Origin of the sequence: Sphingomonas sp. HDW15A (assembly GCF_011301715.1) — a bacterium.
GTDB lineage: Bacteria > Pseudomonadota > Alphaproteobacteria > Sphingomonadales > Sphingomonadaceae > Sphingomicrobium.
The window spans coordinates 2,145,677-2,165,463 of sequence record NZ_CP049870.1; the positions used below are offsets into that span (position 1 = coordinate 2,145,677).

General features: G+C 63.2%; 21 protein-coding genes and 1 pseudogene. 7 read left to right on the top strand and 15 right to left on the bottom strand.

What is annotated here, in order from left to right; all coding sequences use genetic code 11:
• From G7076_RS11215 to G7076_RS11265, 11 genes are all read right to left on the bottom strand, one after another.
• Nucleotides 1–369: a hypothetical protein gene (locus tag G7076_RS11215; protein ID WP_166202903.1), complete on the bottom strand. Its 369-nt coding sequence runs from the start codon at nucleotides 367–369 to the stop codon at nucleotides 1–3.
• Between the two features lie 394 nt (nucleotides 370–763).
• Complete coding sequence (locus G7076_RS11220; RefSeq protein WP_166202905.1) at nucleotides 764–1,483, bottom strand: hypothetical protein; 720 nt, start codon at nucleotides 1,481–1,483, stop codon at nucleotides 764–766.
• 192 nt (nucleotides 1,484–1,675) lie between these two features.
• Nucleotides 1,676–1,999 carry a zf-TFIIB domain-containing protein gene (locus G7076_RS11225; protein ID WP_240913791.1) on the bottom strand — a complete coding sequence of 108 codons (324 nt, stop codon included), beginning with the start codon at nucleotides 1,997–1,999 and terminating at the stop codon, nucleotides 1,676–1,678.
• A gap of 75 nt (nucleotides 2,000–2,074) precedes the next feature.
• Nucleotides 2,075–2,491 (bottom strand): ion channel, encoded by a 417-nt coding sequence (locus G7076_RS11230; protein ID WP_166202907.1) that lies wholly within the window; start codon nucleotides 2,489–2,491, stop codon nucleotides 2,075–2,077.
• Between the two features lie 67 nt (nucleotides 2,492–2,558).
• On the bottom strand, nucleotides 2,559–2,894 hold the full coding sequence (locus G7076_RS11235) for a DUF962 domain-containing protein (RefSeq protein WP_166202909.1): 336 nt from the start codon (nucleotides 2,892–2,894) through the stop codon (nucleotides 2,559–2,561).
• Between the two features lie 8 nt (nucleotides 2,895–2,902).
• The gene (locus G7076_RS11240) at nucleotides 2,903–3,424 is read right to left on the bottom strand and encodes a peroxiredoxin (RefSeq protein ID WP_166202911.1); all 522 of its coding nucleotides are present in this window, start codon (nucleotides 3,422–3,424) and stop codon (nucleotides 2,903–2,905) included.
• Nucleotides 3,425–3,499: 75 nt separating this feature from the next.
• Nucleotides 3,500–4,210, bottom strand: coding sequence for a transglutaminase-like cysteine peptidase (locus G7076_RS11245; RefSeq protein WP_166202913.1), 711 nt, complete (start codon nucleotides 4,208–4,210; stop codon nucleotides 3,500–3,502).
• Between the two features lie 123 nt (nucleotides 4,211–4,333).
• Complete coding sequence (locus tag G7076_RS11250) at nucleotides 4,334–4,486, bottom strand: hypothetical protein (RefSeq protein ID WP_166202915.1); 153 nt, start codon at nucleotides 4,484–4,486, stop codon at nucleotides 4,334–4,336.
• A gap of 74 nt (nucleotides 4,487–4,560) precedes the next feature.
• Nucleotides 4,561–4,746, bottom strand: a complete 186-nt coding sequence (locus G7076_RS11255) for a PspC domain-containing protein (RefSeq protein WP_166202917.1) — start codon at nucleotides 4,744–4,746, stop codon at nucleotides 4,561–4,563.
• Between the two features lie 268 nt (nucleotides 4,747–5,014).
• The gene (locus tag G7076_RS11260; RefSeq protein WP_166202919.1) at nucleotides 5,015–5,629 is read right to left on the bottom strand and encodes a lysophospholipid acyltransferase family protein; all 615 of its coding nucleotides are present in this window, start codon (nucleotides 5,627–5,629) and stop codon (nucleotides 5,015–5,017) included.
• A gap of 56 nt (nucleotides 5,630–5,685) precedes the next feature.
• Nucleotides 5,686–5,937: a hypothetical protein gene (locus G7076_RS11265; RefSeq protein ID WP_166202921.1), complete on the bottom strand. Its 252-nt coding sequence runs from the start codon at nucleotides 5,935–5,937 to the stop codon at nucleotides 5,686–5,688.
• Nucleotides 5,938–6,051: 114 nt separating this feature from the next.
• Between G7076_RS11265 and G7076_RS11270 the strand changes: the two genes are divergently transcribed.
• Nucleotides 6,052–7,857, top strand: coding sequence for an ABC transporter ATP-binding protein/permease (locus G7076_RS11270; RefSeq protein ID WP_166202923.1), 1,806 nt, complete (start codon nucleotides 6,052–6,054; stop codon nucleotides 7,855–7,857).
• Nucleotides 7,858–7,940: 83 nt separating this feature from the next.
• Complete coding sequence (locus G7076_RS11275) at nucleotides 7,941–8,360, top strand: TIGR01244 family sulfur transferase (RefSeq protein WP_166202925.1); 420 nt, start codon at nucleotides 7,941–7,943, stop codon at nucleotides 8,358–8,360.
• On the opposite strand, the gene tldD is transcribed toward G7076_RS11275, so the two are convergent.
• From tldD to G7076_RS11290, 3 genes are read right to left on the bottom strand one after another with little or no spacing between them, the layout of a single operon-like run.
• Nucleotides 8,357–9,778, bottom strand: coding sequence for a metalloprotease TldD (gene tldD / locus G7076_RS11280; protein ID WP_166202927.1), 1,422 nt, complete (start codon nucleotides 9,776–9,778; stop codon nucleotides 8,357–8,359). The genes G7076_RS11275 and tldD overlap by 4 nt on opposite strands.
• The gene (locus G7076_RS11285) at nucleotides 9,775–9,978 is read right to left on the bottom strand and encodes a zinc-finger domain-containing protein (protein ID WP_166202929.1); all 204 of its coding nucleotides are present in this window, start codon (nucleotides 9,976–9,978) and stop codon (nucleotides 9,775–9,777) included. The genes tldD and G7076_RS11285 overlap by 4 nt, the downstream gene beginning before the upstream one ends.
• A 37-nt stretch (nucleotides 9,979–10,015) precedes the next feature.
• The gene (locus G7076_RS11290) at nucleotides 10,016–10,561 is read right to left on the bottom strand and encodes a DUF4402 domain-containing protein (protein WP_166202931.1); all 546 of its coding nucleotides are present in this window, start codon (nucleotides 10,559–10,561) and stop codon (nucleotides 10,016–10,018) included.
• Nucleotides 10,562–10,839: 278 nt separating this feature from the next.
• On the opposite strand from G7076_RS11290, the gene G7076_RS11295 reads away from it, so the two are divergent.
• The 3 genes from G7076_RS11295 (at nucleotide 10,840) to G7076_RS11305 (ending at nucleotide 15,185) form a co-directional block, all read left to right on the top strand.
• On the top strand, nucleotides 10,840–11,766 hold the full coding sequence (locus tag G7076_RS11295) for an ABC transporter ATP-binding protein (protein ID WP_166202933.1): 927 nt from the start codon (nucleotides 10,840–10,842) through the stop codon (nucleotides 11,764–11,766).
• The gene (gene nadB, locus G7076_RS11300; protein ID WP_166202935.1) at nucleotides 11,763–13,346 is read left to right on the top strand and encodes an L-aspartate oxidase; all 1,584 of its coding nucleotides are present in this window, start codon (nucleotides 11,763–11,765) and stop codon (nucleotides 13,344–13,346) included. Before G7076_RS11295 ends, nadB begins: the two co-directional genes overlap by 4 nt.
• Nucleotides 13,347–13,412: 66 nt before the next feature.
• The gene (locus tag G7076_RS11305; RefSeq protein ID WP_166202937.1) at nucleotides 13,413–15,185 is read left to right on the top strand and encodes a tetratricopeptide repeat protein; all 1,773 of its coding nucleotides are present in this window, start codon (nucleotides 13,413–13,415) and stop codon (nucleotides 15,183–15,185) included.
• On the opposite strand, the gene G7076_RS11310 is transcribed toward G7076_RS11305, so the two are convergent.
• Nucleotides 15,182–15,361, bottom strand: a complete 180-nt coding sequence (locus tag G7076_RS11310) for a hypothetical protein (protein WP_166202939.1) — start codon at nucleotides 15,359–15,361, stop codon at nucleotides 15,182–15,184. The genes G7076_RS11305 and G7076_RS11310 overlap by 4 nt on opposite strands.
• A gap of 57 nt (nucleotides 15,362–15,418) precedes the next feature.
• On the opposite strand from G7076_RS11310, the gene polA reads away from it, so the two are divergent.
• On the top strand, nucleotides 15,419–18,214 hold the full coding sequence (gene polA / locus G7076_RS11315) for a DNA polymerase I (RefSeq protein WP_166202941.1): 2,796 nt from the start codon (nucleotides 15,419–15,421) through the stop codon (nucleotides 18,212–18,214).
• Nucleotides 18,214–19,763 (top strand): annotated as a pseudogene (locus G7076_RS11320) (oligosaccharide flippase family protein). The gene polA and the pseudogene G7076_RS11320 overlap by 1 nt, the downstream one beginning before the upstream one ends.
• Nucleotides 19,764–19,787: the final 24 nt, after the last annotated feature.

Consider the following 19,787-nt stretch of genomic DNA (forward strand, 5'->3'; position numbering starts at 1 on the left):
CTAGATCGCCGCCAGCCCCGCCGCGAAAAACGGCAGCCGCTCGCGGAAATAATGGTCCTTGAGGTCGAGCGGCTCGTCCGCCGGAATGTCGGGCAGGACCAGGCCGGCCATTATGTAGATCAACGCGGTCTGGATCAGGATCGCCGCGAAATCGGCGAAGTCCCACTCGCCGTGCTCCGACAGGCTGAAGCTTGCCCACCAATGCTGCGCGACCATCAGCAGAATTATGCCGCTCCACGCCAGGCTCGGCCAATAGAGCCGTACCCTGCGCCGGTTCAGCGCCAGCGCCCGATAGCCCTGCAGCACCTGCTGGATCGCAAGTCCTAGGATGACACTCAGCAGGACCGCAAGATAGGAAAAGGCGTCCATGTTTCCGCTCCCCCGCACCAAGTCCTAACAGCGGCCTGCATTTCAGGAAACGCCCGCAACGTGGTCACAACATTCGAAGGGGTGCCGCCGCCGCCCGGAGGGGAGAAGGGGAAGGATGGGCGACGGCGGCGAGGGATTGGCCGTTAGGCGGGTTGGTAGGTGAAGCCGCCGTAACGGATCGTCGGGTGACTGGCGTTGGCCGTCGGTGATGGGCGTGGCGCCATCGCCTTGACCAACCTGTCGGGGAGGCCCGCGGTCGGATCGACCGGCTTGGCCTTGCCCGCGGCAATTGCCCGTTCCCGTTGCTCGAAGAAGGCCGCCCGCTTCAGACGCTTCTTCAGCGACAGGAAGGGATTGTCCGGCGTCGGCCCGCGCTTCGCCCGCTCAATGTGGCTCAGGCCCCCGTAGCAGCAGCCGGCACAGCCATGAACGGGGCCGGTGCCATTTCTCGCGCTGGCGACGGTGCCGGGCGGTGTCCGACAGGTGCGTCATGGACCGGGCGGTTGAATGCAGGCTCGCGCCCGCTCGCAACGGTCAAGGCCTCGCAGCGGCGGCGGCGGCGAAGTCCGGCGGCCGCACCGCCTAGGAGCAGAAGGCCAAGGCCCGCCCCGGCGGCGATCGGAAGGGCATCGTCGTCAAGGGCCAGCGGCTGCGGCGGTTGTTCGGCGGGCATCGGCTCTGGCTCCGCCGTAATCGGCGGTGCGGTCAGCGCCGGGTCAGTCGCTGGCAGTGGCCCGGCCTCCTCGGCGGAAGGCGGCGCCTCGTCGGCTGTTGTGGCCGTCGCCCGAGGAGCCGTGACGGTGCGCGGTCCTGTTCGCGAGGCGCTTCGCGTCGCGGCGCGGCGTTCGGTTGCAGCGGAGGTGGTGGCGGCGGTCGCGGCGGCTGCAGGAGCGGCCTCTTCGCCTTCCGGGGCTAGCGGATCGCTCGTCGGGGCTGCCTGTTCGGCACTGCCGGTATCGGCGGGTGCCGTCGTCGTCTCGACCGGAGCCGCCGTCTCTTCCGTCGCTGGAGCGAGGGGGTCGGCTTCCTGTCCGAAGCCAGGCGTTGCGGAAATAGCGAGAACGGCGGCGATCGCGGTTCCGGCCAGGCGGTTTCTATTCAGTTTCGTGTGCATAACGGAGATAACAATGCCTATTCCCGTACGAAGGGGTTCACCGTTTCCGACAAGCCGATGCTACCGGCGCGGCGAATCGAACTCCGCGTCAACGGCATTATACTTCCGGTAACTCACGAGTTATTTAGGAACCGTGGCGCGCCGGCCACAGCGTCTCTGGACGGGCCCTCAACTGGCGCGCTTCTTGCCCTTCTAGTCGAAGAGTTCTTCGAGGAAGCTCTTTCGCCGCTTGTACGGCTTGTGGCCGTGCCCGTAGCGCGGATCGTAGCCCTGGCCTGGATATTGCGGCTGGCCCCACGGCGCGCCCGGGTGGGGAGGCGCTTGCGGTTGCGGCGATGGCGGTGGCGGTGGCGGTGCGGCCTCGACGGCGCTGCTGCGCTCGATGATCTTGTCGAGCTCGCCGCGGTCCAGCCAGACGCCCCGGCAAGTCGGGCAATAATCGATCTCGATCCCTTGTCGTTCGCTCATCACCAGCGTGGTTCCATCGGTGGGGCATGCCATAGGGCCGTGGGCCATCGCTTCGTCTCCTGGAAATGTTCGCTTGGCTCTAGCTATGTCTGAATTCGCCAGGGACAAGGGAGGAGCGAAGGTTCAGCGCCGCTTTGCTCCAACGGCTCCGACAAAATAAGCGGTCGACCAGCCAACCAGGATAAGACCGTTGATACTCTCGATCGCGGCCACCAGACGCCACTGGTAGTCCAGTCCGCTGTCGTCGAAGCCCAGCGTCGAATATGTCATGGTCGAAAAGTATAGCGCGTCGTAGAAATCCGGCATGATGTCCATCAGCGCATAGAATGCGGCGTAGAGCCAGATCTCCAGCGCATGCAGGGCAAATAGGGCCAGCACCGTAATCAGGGCATGCCCCAAGTCGAGGAGGTCGGTCGGCGAAACCGCATTCGGGTCGACATTATCGACCTTCCTCCAGCGTGACAGCAGCATCAGTCCAGAGCCATGGATCACGACGGTCATGGCGATCAGCGTAAGGCCCACCAGCAATTGGCCGATCATGCGCTCAGCCCGCAAAGGTTCTGCAATTTGGCATGAACCGACGAAGCGAGGACCGAATACAGTCCGATCACTTTAGAATGACCCCCGCGCGGGTCAATTCCGGACTCAGCCGGCCCGTCAGCCACAGCCCCCACATCTTGAAGTCGGCAGCGAGCGACCAGAGCGGGTAAGTGAAGGTGGCAGGCCGGTTTTTCTCGATTCCGAAATGGCCAACCCAGGCGAAAAAATAGCCGGCTACCGGAATCGCGAGCAACAGCAGCCATCGCTCGGTCATTACGGCGTAGATCGCAAGCGCCACGACAATGCTGGTCCCAATATAGTGGAGCGCCCGCGTCGCCGGCCGGCTGTGCTCGCGAAGGTAATAGAGCCAGAAATCGGCGAAATTGGTTATCGTTCGCGCCACGGAATTCCTTAGCGCTTGAGGGACCGGACGGCAGCGAGCGACTTCGACACGTGCTCGTTCCACTTCAAGTCATCGTGGACCATGACGATTCGGCCGTCGCGGGCTATGACGTAGCTGGTCCGGCTGGTCAGGCTGGGCTTCTGCTTCAGGACTACATCATAGGCCTTGATGACCTCGGGCGTTGCCGTCGCGACCGGGAACGCGTCGCGGCATTCCTCCTTCGAAAAGCGCTTGAGCGTCGGAAGGTCGTCCGCGCTGAGGCCGATGACTTGGGCGCCGGCCTTCTTGAACTCCGGCATTGCCTGGCTGAAAGCGCGCGCTTCCAGCGTGCAGCCTTCGGTGAACGCCTTGGGGAAGAAATAAAGGACGACCGGCCCCTTCTTGAGCTGGTCCTTGAGGTTTAGCTTGAACTCCTTCCCGCCGACCGAACCGGTCGTTGCGAAGTCCGGTGCCTTGGTACCACGTTGCAGGGCAGCAAGCGTCGGTGCGGACATTAGGGACAGGCACAGGGTGGCGGCGGCCAGGCGCATCGGACGTCTCCCTTGGAAGGTGAAGCTAGCCTAGCTCGCCTTCAGCCCGAGCGCCATCCCGCCTTTGGCCGCCGCCTAGCGAGCGCCGGCGCGCGCGGTCATTCCCGTGATACGCCGGCCATGGATCCAGCTTTTTCCGTAGCCAATGGTCATCACCGGCGTGAATTGCGCGACTGACGATGCAGGCGTCGGCTGGCCGACCTGATCGTCGAGGGCCATGAACCCGGACGGTGTGCGGGCGAGCAACACGACATGCGATCCGGCGCGGCGATGTCGGCCGATACTGATGTAAAGGTCACGAGGATCGAAACCGGCCGCCTTCAGGACCTGCATCTCGACGATTGCAATGTCCTCGCTGTCTCCAGTACCGCGCTCAAGGGTCTCCGCGGCGTTGGACCAGAAATCGGCCACGCGCATATTTTCGAGATCGTGGCTCCAGCGAACCTGTTTGAGCACCATGGATTGTACCGCCGCCAGCTTCTGTTCGGGGGTCAGCCCTTCCAGCTTCGCTGCCATCGCGAGAACGAGCGGGTGGTCGCGGTCGGCCTGTGACACCCGCCGGAAGCGCGCATCGTAGAAGGTTACCCCAGCCCCGAGCGCCGCCGTGCCGAAAACGTCGGGCCGCGCAGGCGCGATTGGCGTGCCTGGACGAACGGAGATATCGCGAAGGCGATTATATTTTCCGGGTGCCGAATCCCGGCCGACAACTGTCTGACCGGATGAGACCGTAGCGGTGCCGAACGCAATCACACAGAGCGCGGTGCGCCGAACGATCATTCCGACCATAAGTTCGCTCCCGGGCGGAGAAGGCCCGAAGCAAACATGACCGACGCAAACCGTTAAAGTAACCGGTTAACGTCTGTTAACGGAATCTAACCATGATATTGTTGCAGACCAGTAACATCCGGGTCAGCGAGTGACGGATCCGATGATCCACACCAGTGACAGCAAAGCCGTTACCAGCAATAACGAAATGCCGAGAATGTAGCGGACGATGTGGGGCTGCGTTCCGCCGCTGGCTTCTTCTGCTGTGACGTGAAGTTCATCGCCCTGCCGTTCCATCGCGACTCTCCCGACCGGTTCGCCGCAGCGAATATAGCTGCTTGCGGGTTCAAGGGATAGCGGGCGGCACCGTCCTAGCGGTCAGCCGCCAACCATCCGGTAAGAACATAGAACAGGATCATCAGCGGGCCCGTGATCAGGATCAGCGCGACCAGGCCGAGGCGGATCAGCAGCACATCGACGCCGGTGTAGTCGGCGAGACCCGCAGCGACCCCCATCACCTTGCCTTGTTCGCGGTTGAGTACGTAGCGACCGTTCATGGAATGGTCCTTTTTCACAAAATTCTATTAGGCGAGCGGCAGTGGGCCGACAGCGGCGCTGACGAAGAGCATGGCGCTGATGAAGGCACCGGCGAAAGCGACTGCAGTGTCACGAAGCGAAACGAAAGTGAGCATTTCTATTCTCCCTTTTTGCTCCGGCCAATCCGGAGATACCCACTCAATGCAGGGAGCGTGCCAAATGGAAATTATCGTTATTTTCCAGTGAGGCCTGTAGCCGGCGCTATCATGATGGTGGGAATTCCCACAATCAGTTGGTGGGAATTTCCACCAACGAGTCGGGAAAAGCGGCGCGATCGGGATGGCGCGGCCGAAGCGATTTGAAGAAGGCGAAGGCTGGAGCCATATCCCGCTCGTAATCCCCGGTCGGCTCGATGATCGGGCCGAATATGCCGCGCTTGCTGGGATAATCAGGCCCCGCGCAGACGACCGGCACGCCGGCAGCCATCGCTATCTGGTAAAAGCCAGTGCGCCACTTCGTGGTGCGGGAGCGCGTGCCCTCCGCAGCGACGATGAGCACGAAATCGTCATGCAGTGCGAACTGTTCGGCAATCTGCGACACGAGGTTCTGCCGCGCGCTACGATCGACAGGGACGCCGCCCAGGGCGCGCATGAAGCCCCCAAGCGGCCAGCGAAAGAGACTATGCTTGCCGATGAAGCGCACCTTCCGTCCAACCGCATTGACCGTTCCGAGGAAGACGAGAAAATCCCAGTTGCTGGTGTGCGAGGCGCCGACGATGACCATTTTCGGGATGTCGGGGAGCCGGCCTTCAGGGCGCCAACCCGACAACCGATACCAAGCAAGGATGGAGTTGAGCACCAGCCACGAGACTGGACCAAGGCGCGGTATCTCCGACGTGCTCATTCCTGCATGGGAATGAACCCACTAAAGCCCGCTGTCTACCAAAGTTCGTGGTGACCTTAGGCGGCCGCTCCACTGCGGCTCTTCGTCTGACCGCGCGCCCTGGCAGAGGCCGGCGTCGCGGACGAGGGACGGCATTCGGCAATGATGGTCGGAAAATCGAGATCGGTATTGGCTTCCAGTGCCGAGCCGCGAGCCGCCGCGCACTGCGCCGCGCTCTCGTAATGGGCCGAAGGCGTCGCGACCGTCTGGCAAGCAGAGCCGCCATCGGCGCATCCCAGGATCGCAATTACGTAGCCAACCGGTCCCATCGCACTCACCTTGCACAAACGACAAGGCGAAAACCCCACTATTAATACTTAAGTTCCAAACGGTTCGTCGCATTCGATTGAACAGGCTCCGCCAGATGCCTACTTGCAACTTCCATGAACGATGCCCTTCCGACTTCCGAAAACAAGGGCAGCTTTGCGGTTCTCCTTCGCTTCCTGCCCATGCTCTGGCCAAGCGGCGCCCCGGAACTGCGCTTCCGCGTCGTTCTCGCAGTCCTCCTGGTTCTTGCCGGCAAGGCGGTAGGCCTGACCGTCCCTTACGCCCTGAAATGGGTCGTGGATTCGATGACCGGTCCGCCGGGTGCAGCGCAGGCGGTGATCCTGCTCGTTCTGGCCTATGCGGGGGCGCGGTTCGGCGGCGTTCTGTTCGACAATTTGCGCAACGCCATATTCGAGAAGGTCGGACAGGACGCGGCGCGGCGACTGGCCGCGCAAGTCTTCCGCCATGTTCATGCGCTGAGCCTGCGCTTCCACCTCGAGCGCCGCACCGGTAGCCTCAGTAAGATCGTCGAACGCGGCACCAAGAGCATCGACATGATGCTCTATTTCCTGCTGTTCAACATCGCGCCGACAATAATCGAGCTCACCGCGATCTGCGTCATCTTCTATTTGAAGTTCGGGATCGGCCTCGTCGTCGCCACGCTAGTGATGGTCGTTGCCTATATCGCCTTCACACGCTGGGTGACCGATTGGCGAAACCAGCTTCGGCGCGACATGAACGAAGTGGACAATCAGGCGATCGGCCGCGCCGTCGACAGCCTGCTGAACTACGAGACGGTTAAATATTTCGGCGCCGAAGAGCGTGAGGCGCAGCGCTACGACCAGGCCATCGGCGCCTACGCGCGGGCCGCGGTCAAGAACGAGACCAGCCTTGCCTGGCTAAACATCGGGCAAAGCCTGATCACCGCGCTGATGATGGCCGGGGCGATGGGCTACACCGTCTGGGGGTGGAGCCAGGGCCGCTTCACTCCCGGTGACATCGTGCTGGTCAATGGTCTTTTGCTGCAGCTGTTCCGACCGCTCGACATGCTCGGGTGGGTATATCGGTCGATCAAGCAAGGACTGATCGACATGGAACAGATGTTCGACCTTCTCGATACTAAGGCCGAAGTTGTCGACGCTCCGCACGCGGAGCCGCTGGCAGTTACCGACGGCGCAATCCGTTTCGAGAATGTCGCGTTCGGCTATGAGCCGGAACGGATCATCCTGAAGGGCGTGAGCCTGGAAGTTCCCGCGGGCACCAGCCTGGCCGTCGTCGGGCCATCCGGCGCCGGCAAGTCAACGCTGGCCCGGCTGCTCTACCGTTTCTACGATCCGACAAGCGGACGAATAACCATCGACGGGCAAGACATTGCCTACGTCACCCAATCGAGCCTGCGCGCTTCGATCGGGATCGTCCCTCAGGACACGGTGCTGTTCAACGACACGATCGGCTACAACATCGGCTACGGGCGCGACGGGTCCTCGCATACGGAGATCGAGGAGGCGGCGAAAGGCGCGGCGATCGACCGCTTCATCAAAGCACTTCCCAACGGCTATGAATCGATGGTCGGTGAGCGCGGGCTGAAGCTATCGGGCGGCGAGAAGCAGCGCGTGGCGATCGCGCGGACGCTACTCAAGAACCCGCCGATCCTGATCCTCGACGAAGCGACCAGCGCTCTCGACAGCCGAACAGAAGAAGCGATCCAGACGACACTCAATGCCGCTGCAAGGGGCAGGACGACGATCATCATCGCACACCGCCTTTCGACTATCGCCAACGCGGACCGTATCGTCGTTCTCGACGAGGGCCGTGTCGCGGAGCAGGGGACCCATGGCCAACTGCTGGCAATGGGTGGGCTATATGCCGAGCTGTGGAACCGGCAGGCGGCCGAGCGCGCTGCCGAGGAGCAAGTCGGGTAAAGCCCGCTTCACGGGCGTTGCGCGATGCGCGATAGACCTAATCAAGAACCGGCCAGCGATTCGCATGTCCGAGGGAGAGCGCAATGGTTCGTCAGCTGGATGAAAATACGTTCATCGAGGGCCAGATCGGTCCAGATGACATAGCGAGATTCAAGGCGCTCGGCGTGACGTTGGTCGTCAACAATCGCCCGGACGGAGAGGATGAAGGCCAGCCGCTGAGCGCCGACATCGAAGCGGCGGTTCGCAGTGCGGGAATGGAGTACCGCCACGTTCCGATCGCGCGCGGAATGGGTCCGAGCGACGTCGAGGCGATGCGTGAAGCGATCCATGCCGCCGGTGACGGGAAGCTGCTCGCTTTCTGCCGCAGCGGCAACAGATCGACACTGGCCTGGGCCGTCGCCAAGAGCGAGGACGGTGTCGAGCGCGAGGAGCTGGAGCGCTGCGCCCAGGGCGCGGGGTTCTCGCTCGACCCGGTCGCGCACTTGCTCAGGGATCCGAATTAGGCGGCGGCAGTCCCGCCAACGGTAAGTCCAGCGACCAGCAGGGTCGGCTGACCGACACCTGCGGGAATCGATTGGCCCGCCTTGCCGCACACTCCAATACCCTCGTCGAGGGCCATGTCATTGCCGATGCCAGTCACCCGCGTCAGCACGCTCGGGCCGTCACCGATGAGCGTGGCGCCCTTGACCGGCTCGGCAATCTTGCCGTTCCTGATCCGATAAGCCTCCGTGCAGGAAAAGACGAACTTCCCACTGGTGATGTCGACCTGCCCGCCACCGAAGCTCTTGGCATAGATGCCGTCCTTGACCCTGGTCACGAGCTCGTCCGGATCATCGTGTCCGCCAAGCATGAAGGTGTTTGTCATGCGGGGCATGGGCGCGTGAGCATAACTTTCGCGTCGGCCGTTGCCGGTCGGATCGACCCCCATCAGCCGCGCATTCAAACGATCCTGCATATAGCCTTTGAGGATCCCGTCCTCGATAAGCACGGTGCGCCCGGTCGGCGTACCTTCGTCGTCGATGGTCAGCGAGCCGCGCCGTCGATCCATCGTTCCGTCGTCGATGACCGTAACGCCCGGTGCGGCCACCCGCTCGCCGATCCGCCCGGTGAAGGCCGAAGTCCCCTTGCGGTTGAAATCGCCCTCAAGGCCGTGGCCGACGGCCTCATGCAGTAACACGCCGGGCCAGCCAGGCCCGCAGACCACCGGCATTTCTCCGGCCGGGGCCGCGACCGACTGCAGATTGACCAAGGCTTGCTCCAGAGCCGTGTCGATGACCCGGTTCCATGTCGAAGGATCGAACAGGCAGTCGTAAAGATACCGTCCGCCCAGACCGTAATAGCCGGTTTCGCGACGGTCCCCGTCTTTCGCGACGATCTGCACGCCTAACCGAACGAGCGGGCGGATGTCATTCGCGACAAAGCCGCCAGCGCGGATGACGTCGATGACGCTCCAGCTCGCAGCAAGGCTTACGCTGACCTGCTCGACTCGGGGATCGCGGGCGCGAGCAGCGGCATCTATCTGCTGACACAGGGCCACCTTTTGGGCGAACGGTATCGCCGAGAGCGGATCTTCACCGTCATAGATCGCACGATTGGTCCGGGCGGGATCGGGCGCGCGGACCTGACTGGTCGGATCCAGCAATTGCAATGTTGCGGCCGCCCGTTCGATCGCAGCCGCGCTGATCTCGCTGGCATGGGCGAAGCCTGTACGTTCGCCGCTAACGCCGCGAAGGCCGAAACCGGACGACACATTGTAATCGGCGGTCTTCAACCTGCCGTCGTCAAACCCGAATGCTTCGCTAACTGCATATTGCAGATAGAGCTCGCCGTCGTCGTGTGCGGCGAGATGGCTGGTAGCGAAGCGCTGCGCCTCGTCCGGATCGAGCGAGCGATAAAGGAACGCGCGAGGATCCGCGTTCACGACGCCTCTGGCGACCGGGCGACGTCAGCCGGCCCGCCTTCCAGAATGAACCGGCGATCGCAGTAACCGCAGTCGACGAAGCCGTTGTCGTCGATGTGGAGATAGACGCGCGGGTGACCGAGCGCGGGGTCGACCGCGCCGCTTCCATCGCACATCACGCGAAGCGAACGGGTCCGAACGATTTCCGGCGGAGGCAGCATGGGCAGCGCCCTACCAGCCGTTCGCCGGTTTTGACAATCACTGATAGGTGGCGGTGACGTCGAATGTTGCCGAGTAATTGCCCGGCTCCGTTCCTTGCGGGACGGTCAGCGTGCCGCCAATCCCGATTTCGAACGTCAGCCAGAGTGGATCGACCACATAGACGTAAGCGCCAAGCGAGTTGGGATTACGGTCGAGCTTCAGGTTGACCGGCACGGACGGCCCGCCCGGCGACTTCTCGAGAAATGTCGGCAAGGTCGTCGTGACATAGATGACTTGGTTAGCCGATCCGGAGCCGATGAAGCGGCCCCGCTGCGGCGCATTGGAGATGCCGGCGACATAGTCGATGTTGCTGTAACTCGGCGAACCGGTGATCGGATCAATGGTAACCGTACCGTTGCCCGATGCCGGCACGATGACGGAGCCGAAATCGAGCTCTTCGATCGTGATGAACGACAACGGATTTAGAATGATGACCTTTGAATCGCCGGTTTCCGTCGCCGGGCTGCCATCGGCGGCGGAGGCTGGCGCGCAGCAAATAGCCGCGGCGGCCACGGCCGCGCCGAATGCGGTACGAATGTCCACTTGTCCAACTCCCCACAAAACAGGGGAAATATGCCGGTAAGGTTACAGCAAAGGTTGGACGAAGCCGCTTAGTGAGCAGTTTACCAAATCCGTTCGGGTTTTGAGGAAAAGAAGTCGTCGTTCCTCCCTCTCAAAATTAAAGACGGTCAACGATCGCTTAACCGCGACGGGAAGCCATTCCGCTTGACGGTGAACACCTCATCAATGCTTTTCAACGCGCTAAGCAATGCGAATCGCCTGCCTTCCAGCCGCGCGTCATGGTCGCTATGCCGCCTGCCATGAATGATTCCGTACCCGCAATCGCCATCGATACATTGTGCAAGACATATGCCGGCGGAAAGAGGGCGCTGGACAATGTGTCATTCGCCGTCCCGACCGGCCAGATCTTCGGCCTTCTAGGTCCCAATGGAGCCGGCAAGTCGACGTTGATCAACATCCTTGCCGGGCTGGTCGTAAAGACAAGCGGAACTGCGCGGATCTGGGGATTCGACATCGACGAGCACCCGCGCAACGCCAAGCGCTCGATTGGCATCGTCCCCCAGGAAATCCTGTTCGATCCGTTCTTCACGCCGCGCGAGGCGCTGGAACTCCAGGCGGGTTTGTACGGCGTACCAAAGGGCGAGCGGATCACCGATGAATTGCTTGCGGCGGTCCGCTTGACCGACAAGGCAGATGCCTATGCGCGGACTCTTTCCGGAGGGATGAAGCGGCGGCTGCTGGTCGCCAAGGCGATGGTTCACTCACCGCCGATCCTCGTTCTCGACGAACCGACCGCCGGGGTCGACATCGAGCTTCGCCAGCAATTGTGGGATTATGTGCGCCGCCTGAACCGCGATGGTGTGACGGTCGTCCTGACGACCCACTATCTCGAGGAAGCCGAGCAACTGTGCGACCGGATCGCAATCATCAATCACGGCCGCCTGATCGCCAATGAGCCAACCCGGCAGCTGATCGCCAAGGCTCAGGACAAGGTCGTCGCCGTCGAGTTCAACCAGCCCATCACCTCGCTTCCCGACAATCCCTGTTTTGACCGTGTCGAGAAAACTGGCGAACGCACGCTCGAAATCCAGTACCGCAAGGACCGGGTCAATGCCGGTGACGTTCTCGCCGCGCTCGGTCGTGAGGGCTATGACATCGTCGACGTTTCCACCAAGGACCCTGACCTCGAAGACGTATTCCTGACGCTGACCCGCGAGGTGGCGTGAGCGATTACGACATCATCGTCATCGGCTCGGGCGCCGCCGGGCTGACCGCGGCGCTCAATCTCGCCCCGCACCGAAAGGTGGCCGTCCTCGCCAAGGGCGCGCTGGGCGGCGGCGCGACTGAATGGGCGCAGGGCGGGATCGCCGCGGTTCTGGAGGAGGGCGATAGTTTCGACGCCCATGTCCAGGACACCATGATCGCCGGGGCCGGGCTCAACAATCGCGAAGTCGTCGAGCATGTCGTTGCGGGGGCTCCGGCAGCCATCGCCCGTCTTGCCGAACTGGGCGTCCCATTCAACATCGACGACGACGGCGCCGGATGGCATCTCACCCGCGAAGGCGGCCACAGTCACCGCCGCATCGTCCACGTCGCCGATGCGACGGGCTGGGCGATCCAGCACGCGCTGGAAAAGGCCGCCGTTGCTAATCCGAGCATCACCATTCTGACCGACCGCGTAGCGATCGACTTCGCGACCGGTCGTCATGCTTCGGATTTTTCAACGAGCGGTGCGGTGCACGGTCTCTATGCCTTCAATCGCGGGACTGGCGAGGTCGAGACTCTCACCGCCCGGGCGACCGTGCTTGCCACCGGCGGAGCGGGCCGCGCCTATCTTTATTCGACCGCGCCGCGCGGAGCGACCGGCGACGGGATCGCCATGGCATGGCGCGCAGGCTGCCGGATCTCCAACATGGAATTCATGCAGTTCCACCCGACCTGCCTGTACAACCTGGTGGTCAAGAATTTCCTGATCACCGAGGCGGTTCGCGGCGAAGGCGGCGTCCTCAAGCACCCCGAAACCGGGCATCGATTCATGCCCGATTACGACGAGCGGGCCGAGCTTGCGCCGCGCGATATCGTTGCCCGTGCGATCGACAGTGAAATCAAGCGCGACGGCCTGGATTACGTCCACCTCGATATCAGCCACAAGAACCCGGATTTCGTCCGGAGTCATTTCCCGACGATCTACGACAAGCTCATCGCGCTTGGGATCGACATTACCAAAGAGCCGATCCCGGTGGTTCCCGCCCAGCACTACACCTGTGGCGGCGTGCTGGTGGACATCGACGGGCGAACCGACGCGCCGGGGCTCTACGCCGCCGGCGAGGTGAGCCAGTCCGGTCTTCACGGCGCCAACCGGTTGGCCTCCAATTCGTTACTCGAGTGTCTCGTTTACGGCGAAGCGGCGGCCCGCCACATCCTGAAGTGCTGGGACGAGCTTCCCGAGACGCCGGCAATCCGCGCATGGGACGAGAGCCGGGTGACCGACAGCGACGAAGAGGTCGTCATTCAGCAGTGCTGGGGCGAAATCCGCCGCTTCATGTGGAATTTCGTCGGCATCGTCCGCACGACCAAAAGGCTGGAGCGGGCCAAGCACCGCATCGATCTGCTTCGCCGGGAAGTTCAGGATTATTATGCGCACTTCCGCGTGACGCCCGACCTCATCGAGCTTCGCAACCTGGTGGAGGTCGCCGATCTCATCATCCGCAGCGCGCTGTCCCGCCACGAGAGCCGAGGCCTCCACTACACGCTCGATTACCCCGAGACCGGCGCAATAGCCGACGACACGATCCTGGTCCCTTAGGGCGGACAATTTGGGCGAAATCTGCTAAGGGTTTCCCCTCGACTCAGGCCTGCGGGGGTATCAGTCATGTCGATCCAAGCCCGCCCGGTTGCGTACGTTCTTGCTGCCCTGACGCTTGGCAGCATGAGCCCGGCGAACGAAGCGAAATATAGCGCCGAAGTTCTCAACTATCTCGATCCCACCACGCGCTTCGCGAGCCTGTGCGGCGGCGAGAATGGAAGCGGGTCGATGCGCGCCAGGCTGATGATCGCGGCGGCCGTCGTTCAGGGCGCCGAGCAGCCGAAGATCAAGCTCTACGAAGGGCTCGGTTCGGTGCATTTTCCGATCACCACCAGCAACCCCCTCGCCCAGAAATATTTCGACCAGGGCATGGGCTTCGCATACGGTTTCAACCACGCCGCCGCGATCGCCTCTTTCCGCGAGGCGCAGAAGCTCGATCCCAGTTGCGCGCTTTGCCATTGGGGCGAAGCGATGGCCCAAGGCCCGAACATCAATGCGCCGATGGACCCCTCGACGATGACCCGAGCCGTCGCGCTTGCTGCCTATGCCAATTGGCTGGCGCGGAAAGGCACGCCGGCGGAGCAAGCGCTGACCGCGGCGATGATGAAACGCTATTCGCTGGCACCGAACGCCGACCAGGCAGCGCTCAATATCGCCTATGCCGATGCGATGCTGGCCGCCGCCGCCGGCCACCCGGACAATGACGATGTCGCCCTGCTGGCGGCGGAAGCGGCGATGGACACGCGGCCGTGGGATTACTGGACCGCCGACAAGCAACCGCAGCCGCGGCTCGGCGAAGCGGTGCGGCTGGTCGAGACAGTCTACGCCCGCAATCCCAATCACCCGCAGGCCGCGCATCTGTACATCCACCTGATGGAAAATGGCCCCGATCCAAAGCTTGCCGAGGCTGCCGCCGACAAGCTGGCGACGCCGCTTTCCCCGACCGCAGGCCACCTCGTCCACATGCCGGCTCACATTTACTATCGGCTCGGCCGATGGAAAGATTCGATCCGGGTCAATGTCGACGCCGCGCGCGCCGACGAGAAATGGATCCGTGAAAGCGGCGACAAGGGCCTCGTCCGCTACGGCTATTATCCGCACAACGTCCACTTCATCGTCACCAGCGCGCAAATGGCCGGCGACATCCCGACCGCGATCCGCGAAGGCCGCAAGCTGTCGACGATCCTGGACCCCAAGATCAGCAGCCAGATCGCGTGGATCCAGGCCGTCAATGCCGCGCCGTATTTCGCGGCCGCCCAGGTCGGAACGCCGGCGCAAATCCTGGCGATGGCCCCGCCTAGCAAGCTGCTCGCCTATCCGACGGCGATGCGGCATTACGCCCGGGCTGTCGCCTATGCGATGCAGCGCGACCGCGCCGGCTTCGACCGAGAGCTGGGCGTGCTTAGCGCCATCCGCCGAAGCGAAGCGTTGAAGCCGATGATCGACCAGGGCGTCCCGGCCGATGAGCTAGTAAAGTTGGCAGAGACCGTCGCTCAGGCGCGATGGGCTTTTGCGAGCGGCAATTACGGCGATTCCGTGCGGCTCTATCGGGACGCGACCGCGATCGAGGACAAGATCCCGTACATGGAGCCTCCGTACTGGTATTATCCGGTGCAACAATCACTTGGCGCAGCGCTTCTGAAACAGGGCAAAAATCGCGAGGCCGCCGAAGCTTTTACCGCGGCGCTCGCCAAATTTCCCAATAACGGCTGGGCACTTTTCGGCCTCGCGGCCGCAGAACGGCTGCAGGGCAGGCGCCCTCAGGCAGCGGCCGCAACGGCGGCACTCAAGCGCAACTGGCTGGGCAATCCGGCGTGGCTGAGGGTAGATCGGCTCTAGCGAAGCTTGGCGATCTTGAGCTTGAGCGTCTTCGCCTGAGCCTGGGTCGATTCCTCGCTTCGGGTCAGGGCCTTGGCGATCGCCTTCAGGCCCATGCCCTTGGCAGCCAAAGTCTGAAGCTTGTGGATTTCATCCGAAGTCCACGGCTGCTTGTGGCGCTGGAAACGGTCCGACATCCTCTGCTCCTTCGTCAGGCTGGCATCCGCCAATCACCCTGCTAGAGCAGGGTTAGCATGCCGGACGCCCAGAACCACCTCTACCTCGTCGATGGATCGAGCTACATCTTCCGCGCCTATCACCGGCTGCCGCCGCTGACCAACCGACACGGCACGCCAGCCGGTGCAGTTTATGGCTATACGGCGATGCTGTGGAAACTGGCGGCAGGGCTGGAGAAGGCCGACGGCCCGACTCACATGGCGGTGATCCTGGATGCGTCGAGCCAGACCCACCGCAACGAGATGTACGACCAGTACAAGGCGAACCGTCCGCCGCCGCCCGAAGACCTGGTTCCGCAATTTCCGCTGATCCGCGTCGCAACGCGCGCGTTCTCCATCCCCTGCATCGAGGAAGAGGGACTGGAGGCCGACGACATCATCGCGTGCTACGTCAAGGTCGCGGCCGCAGCCGGTTGGAAGGTGACCATCGTCAGCAGCGACAAGGACCTGATGCAGCTTGTCGAGGACGGCAAGGTCGACATGCTCGACACGATGAACGACCGCCGCATCGGCGTGGCCGAAGTGGTCGAAAAATTCGGGGTCGGCCCGGAAAAGGTCGGCGACGTGCTGGCGCTGATGGGCGACAGCGTGGACAACGTGCCTGGCGTTCCGGGAATCGGCCCGAAAACGGCGAGCCAGCTGATCCAGCACTATGGCGACCTGGAAACGGTGCTCGCCAGCGTTGGCGAGATCACCAAGCCCAAGCTCAAGCAGAATTTGACCGAGCATGCGGAGGCCGCGCGCCTGAGCCGCGAACTCGTCCGGCTCGTGTGCGACGCGCCTTTGCCGGAGCCGCTCGAAAGCCTGGCGCTGAGGGGGATTCCGCCGGAGCCGCTCAAGGCCTTCCTGGAAGACCAGGGCTTCAAGTCGCTGCTCAACCGCCTGACTGGTGGCGGCGGAGCCACGGGGGTACCCGGATCGGCCGGAATTGCCGCCACGACGTCAACGGCGTCTGCGCCGCAAGGGATTGAAAAGGAAAAGATTTCCGTCGATCGGTCAGCTTATGAGACGGTCGTTGACGAAGAATCGCTCGACCGCTGGATCGCCGAAGCCCGGCACAAGGGCTATGTCGCGATCGACACCGAGACAGACTGCGTCGACTGTGTCATTGCCCGGCTGGTCGGTGTCAGCCTGGCGACCGAGCCGAACAAGGCCTGCTATGTTCCGATCGGCCATGTCGGCGCCGACCTGCTGAGCGACGCGCCGAAGCAATTGCCAGCCGACCTCGTGCTTTCCAGGCTGAAGCCGCTGCTCGAGGACGAAAGCGTCCTCAAGATCGGCCATAATCTCAAATACGACTGGGTGATGTTCGCCAAGGCGGGAATCGACCTCAAGCCCTACGACGACACGTTGGTGATGAGCTTCGACCTCGATGCCGGGCGGTCGGGCCACGGTCTCGACGAACTTGCCAAGACGTGGTTCGACCATGAGTGCATCGCCTTCAAGACCGTCTGCGGCACCGGCCAGAAGCAGATCACGTTCGACAAGGTGGCGCTCAACGACGCCACCGAATATGCGGCGGAGGACGCCGACATCTGCCTTCGCCTGTGGCTGAAGCTGAAACCGCGGCTGGCCCGGGAAGGCACCAGTCAGGTGTATCAGTCCGTCGACCGGCCACTGGTCGCCGCGGTGGGCCGAATGGAGCTTGAAGGCATTAAGGTCGACCGCAATTATCTGGCCAAATTGTCCGGCACATTCTCCGAGGAGATCGGCCGGCTCGAGGGGCGGATCTACGAGACGGCGCAAGGGCCGTTCACCATCGGCAGCCCGCAGCAACTCGGCCAGGTCCTGTTCGAGAGGCTTGGCCTCAAAGGCGGGCGCAAGGGGAAGAGCGGGCAATATTCAACCGACGTCACCGAGCTCGAGCGGCTGGCCGGAGAGGGCGTTGAATGCGCAAGGCTGGTTCTGGAATGGCGCCAGCTGACCAAGCTCAAGAGCACCTATACCGATGCGCTTCAGGCGCAGATCAACCCGAACACCAGGCGCGTTCACACCAGCTACTCGTTGTCCGGGGCGCAAACCGGGCGGCTATCGTCGACCGAGCCGAACCTGCAGAACATACCGATCCGGACGGAAATCGGCCGCCAGATCCGCGATGCCTTCATCGCCGAGGACGGACATGTGCTGATGAGCGCCGATTATAGCCAGATCGAGCTTCGCCTGGCGGCAGTGATGGCCGATGTTCCGCAACTGAAGGAGGCCTTCCGCGCCGGCGAGGACATCCATGCGATGACCGCCGAGGAATTGTTCGGGACCGTCGACCGCGAGACTCGCGGCCGCGCCAAGACTGTCAATTTCGCGATCCTTTACGGGATCTCGTCCTGGGGACTGGCGGGGCGGCTCGGTGTTGCCCGCGAGGAAGGCAAAGCGATCATCGAGCGCTATTTCGAACGCTTCCCGGGCATTCGCACCTACATCGACGAGACATTGGCCTTCGCCCGCGAGCATGGCTTCACCCGCACGCTGTTCGGCCGCAAGACGCACTTCCCCAACATCCGCGCGTCCAACCCGAACTTCCGGGCCGGGGCCGAGCGGGCAGCGATCAACGCGCCGATCCAGGGAACCAGCGCCGATCTGATCAAGCGCGCGATGAGCCGGATAACGGCTGCGCTGGGCGAAGCCGGGCTCAGCGATGTCCGCATGCTGCTCCAGGTACATGACGAACTTCTGTTCGAAGTACCGCAGGGCAAAGAGGAAGCGGCGGCGGCCGTCGTCCGTGCGGTGATGAGCAAGGCCGCAGAACCGGCGATGACGCTCGATGTGCCGCTCGACGTCGAGGTAGGATGGGGCGCGAACTGGGGCGCCGCGCATTGATGGGAGAAGGGGGCAAGTCAGGGGTACCGCAAGCGCCGTCCGCCGACTTGGCGGCACTGGCGCGTGGCGGGCGGATCAACTTCATGGGCTTCGTGCTGCGCCTGATGGCGCGGCTTCCGTTCCTGTTCATCGCCGGGCGCATGTACGGACCGGAAGCCCTCGGGCGCTTCGCTTACGCGGTTCTAATTGTCGAGTTTGCGGCGCAGCTCGCCACTCTTGGCCTGAAGCGGGGGCTGGCTCAGCAACTAGCGCTGTCGCCGCCGGAACGACATAGTGCGGTCGTGTGGGACGCGCTGGTCGTCGCGGCAACGGGCGCGGCGCTGACGATGAGCATCCTCATCCTATTCCCGCAGGCGATGTTCCCGAACAGCGCGATCACCGGACTCGAATGGCTGCTGCCCGTTACGGTCATCGCACTCGCCTGGTCGGACGTATCGCTGGCGGCCCTGGCCTATCGCCACGACGTCGGCGCAACGGTGCGCGCGCGGGCGATCGTCGAGCCCTGGACGATAAGCATCGCCGCTTTTGGCTGGGCCTTCATCTCGACTCGCGACGGGCTGATCATTGCCTACGTCCTGTCGATGGTCGGCGCGGTCGTGGCCTCAATGGTGCCGTTCCTGAAAAGCTACGGCCTTCCGCGCGGATGGAGCCCGCACCCCGCCGCCCTCTGGCGCCTCGCGCGACGCAACTTGCCGGTGGCGGCCGCCGACGCCGTCGAATGGGGCTCGCGGCGTGTCGACATCGCGATCCTCGGCCTGTTCACGACCCCGCCGTGGTCGGAATCTATTATGTCGCCCAGAACGTCGCGTCGCTGCCGTCAAAGCTGAAGACCAGCTTCGACCCGATCCTGGGCCCGGTCATTTCCCGCAACGTTGCCGCAGGCAATGACGCTGCGGTGGCCAAGCAGGTTCGCCAGGTCGGTTTTTGGGTGATTGCCGCCCAGGCGGCGGTTGCGCTGGCGCTCGGTATCCCCGGTGAGGCGGTGATGGGCCTTGTAGGGCCGGAGTTCGTCGCCGGCACGGCCGCGCTCGGCTTCCTGCTGGCGGCGGAAGTGGTTGCGGCGACGGCGGCGGTGAGCGAATCCGCGCTGATTTATTGTGCCCGCAAGCGCAACATGGCGCTCAGCTTGGCAATGATTGCGCTCCAGGCCATTCTGACGGTGGCGCTGATCGTGATGATGAAGCGAATGGGCTGGCCGCCGCTGTGGCAGGCCACAGGTCCGGCAATCGCGCTGATGCTTGCGCTTGGCTTCGCGGCGATCGCCAAGTCGAACCTGTTGGCACGGCTGCTCGGCCATCCGGTCGTCGGCTGGCGCTGGACCCTGGTCTGGGCTGCGGCGGCGGCACTGGTCGTCGGGCAGATCGTGATACGCCTGCCGGAATGGGCGGAGATCGCGTTCGGGATCCCTGCGATTCTGGCGACGTTCGGTCTCGTCATCTGGACCAAAGGGTTCGGACCCGAGGACCGCGAACTTTTCCGGATGCGCGGTGACGAAGTTCGCCAGCTATCGCTTCCCGACCCTTCGTCGAGCGCCGACGCTCCGCGTTAGAACCGTGAATGCTCTCGGCGTGGG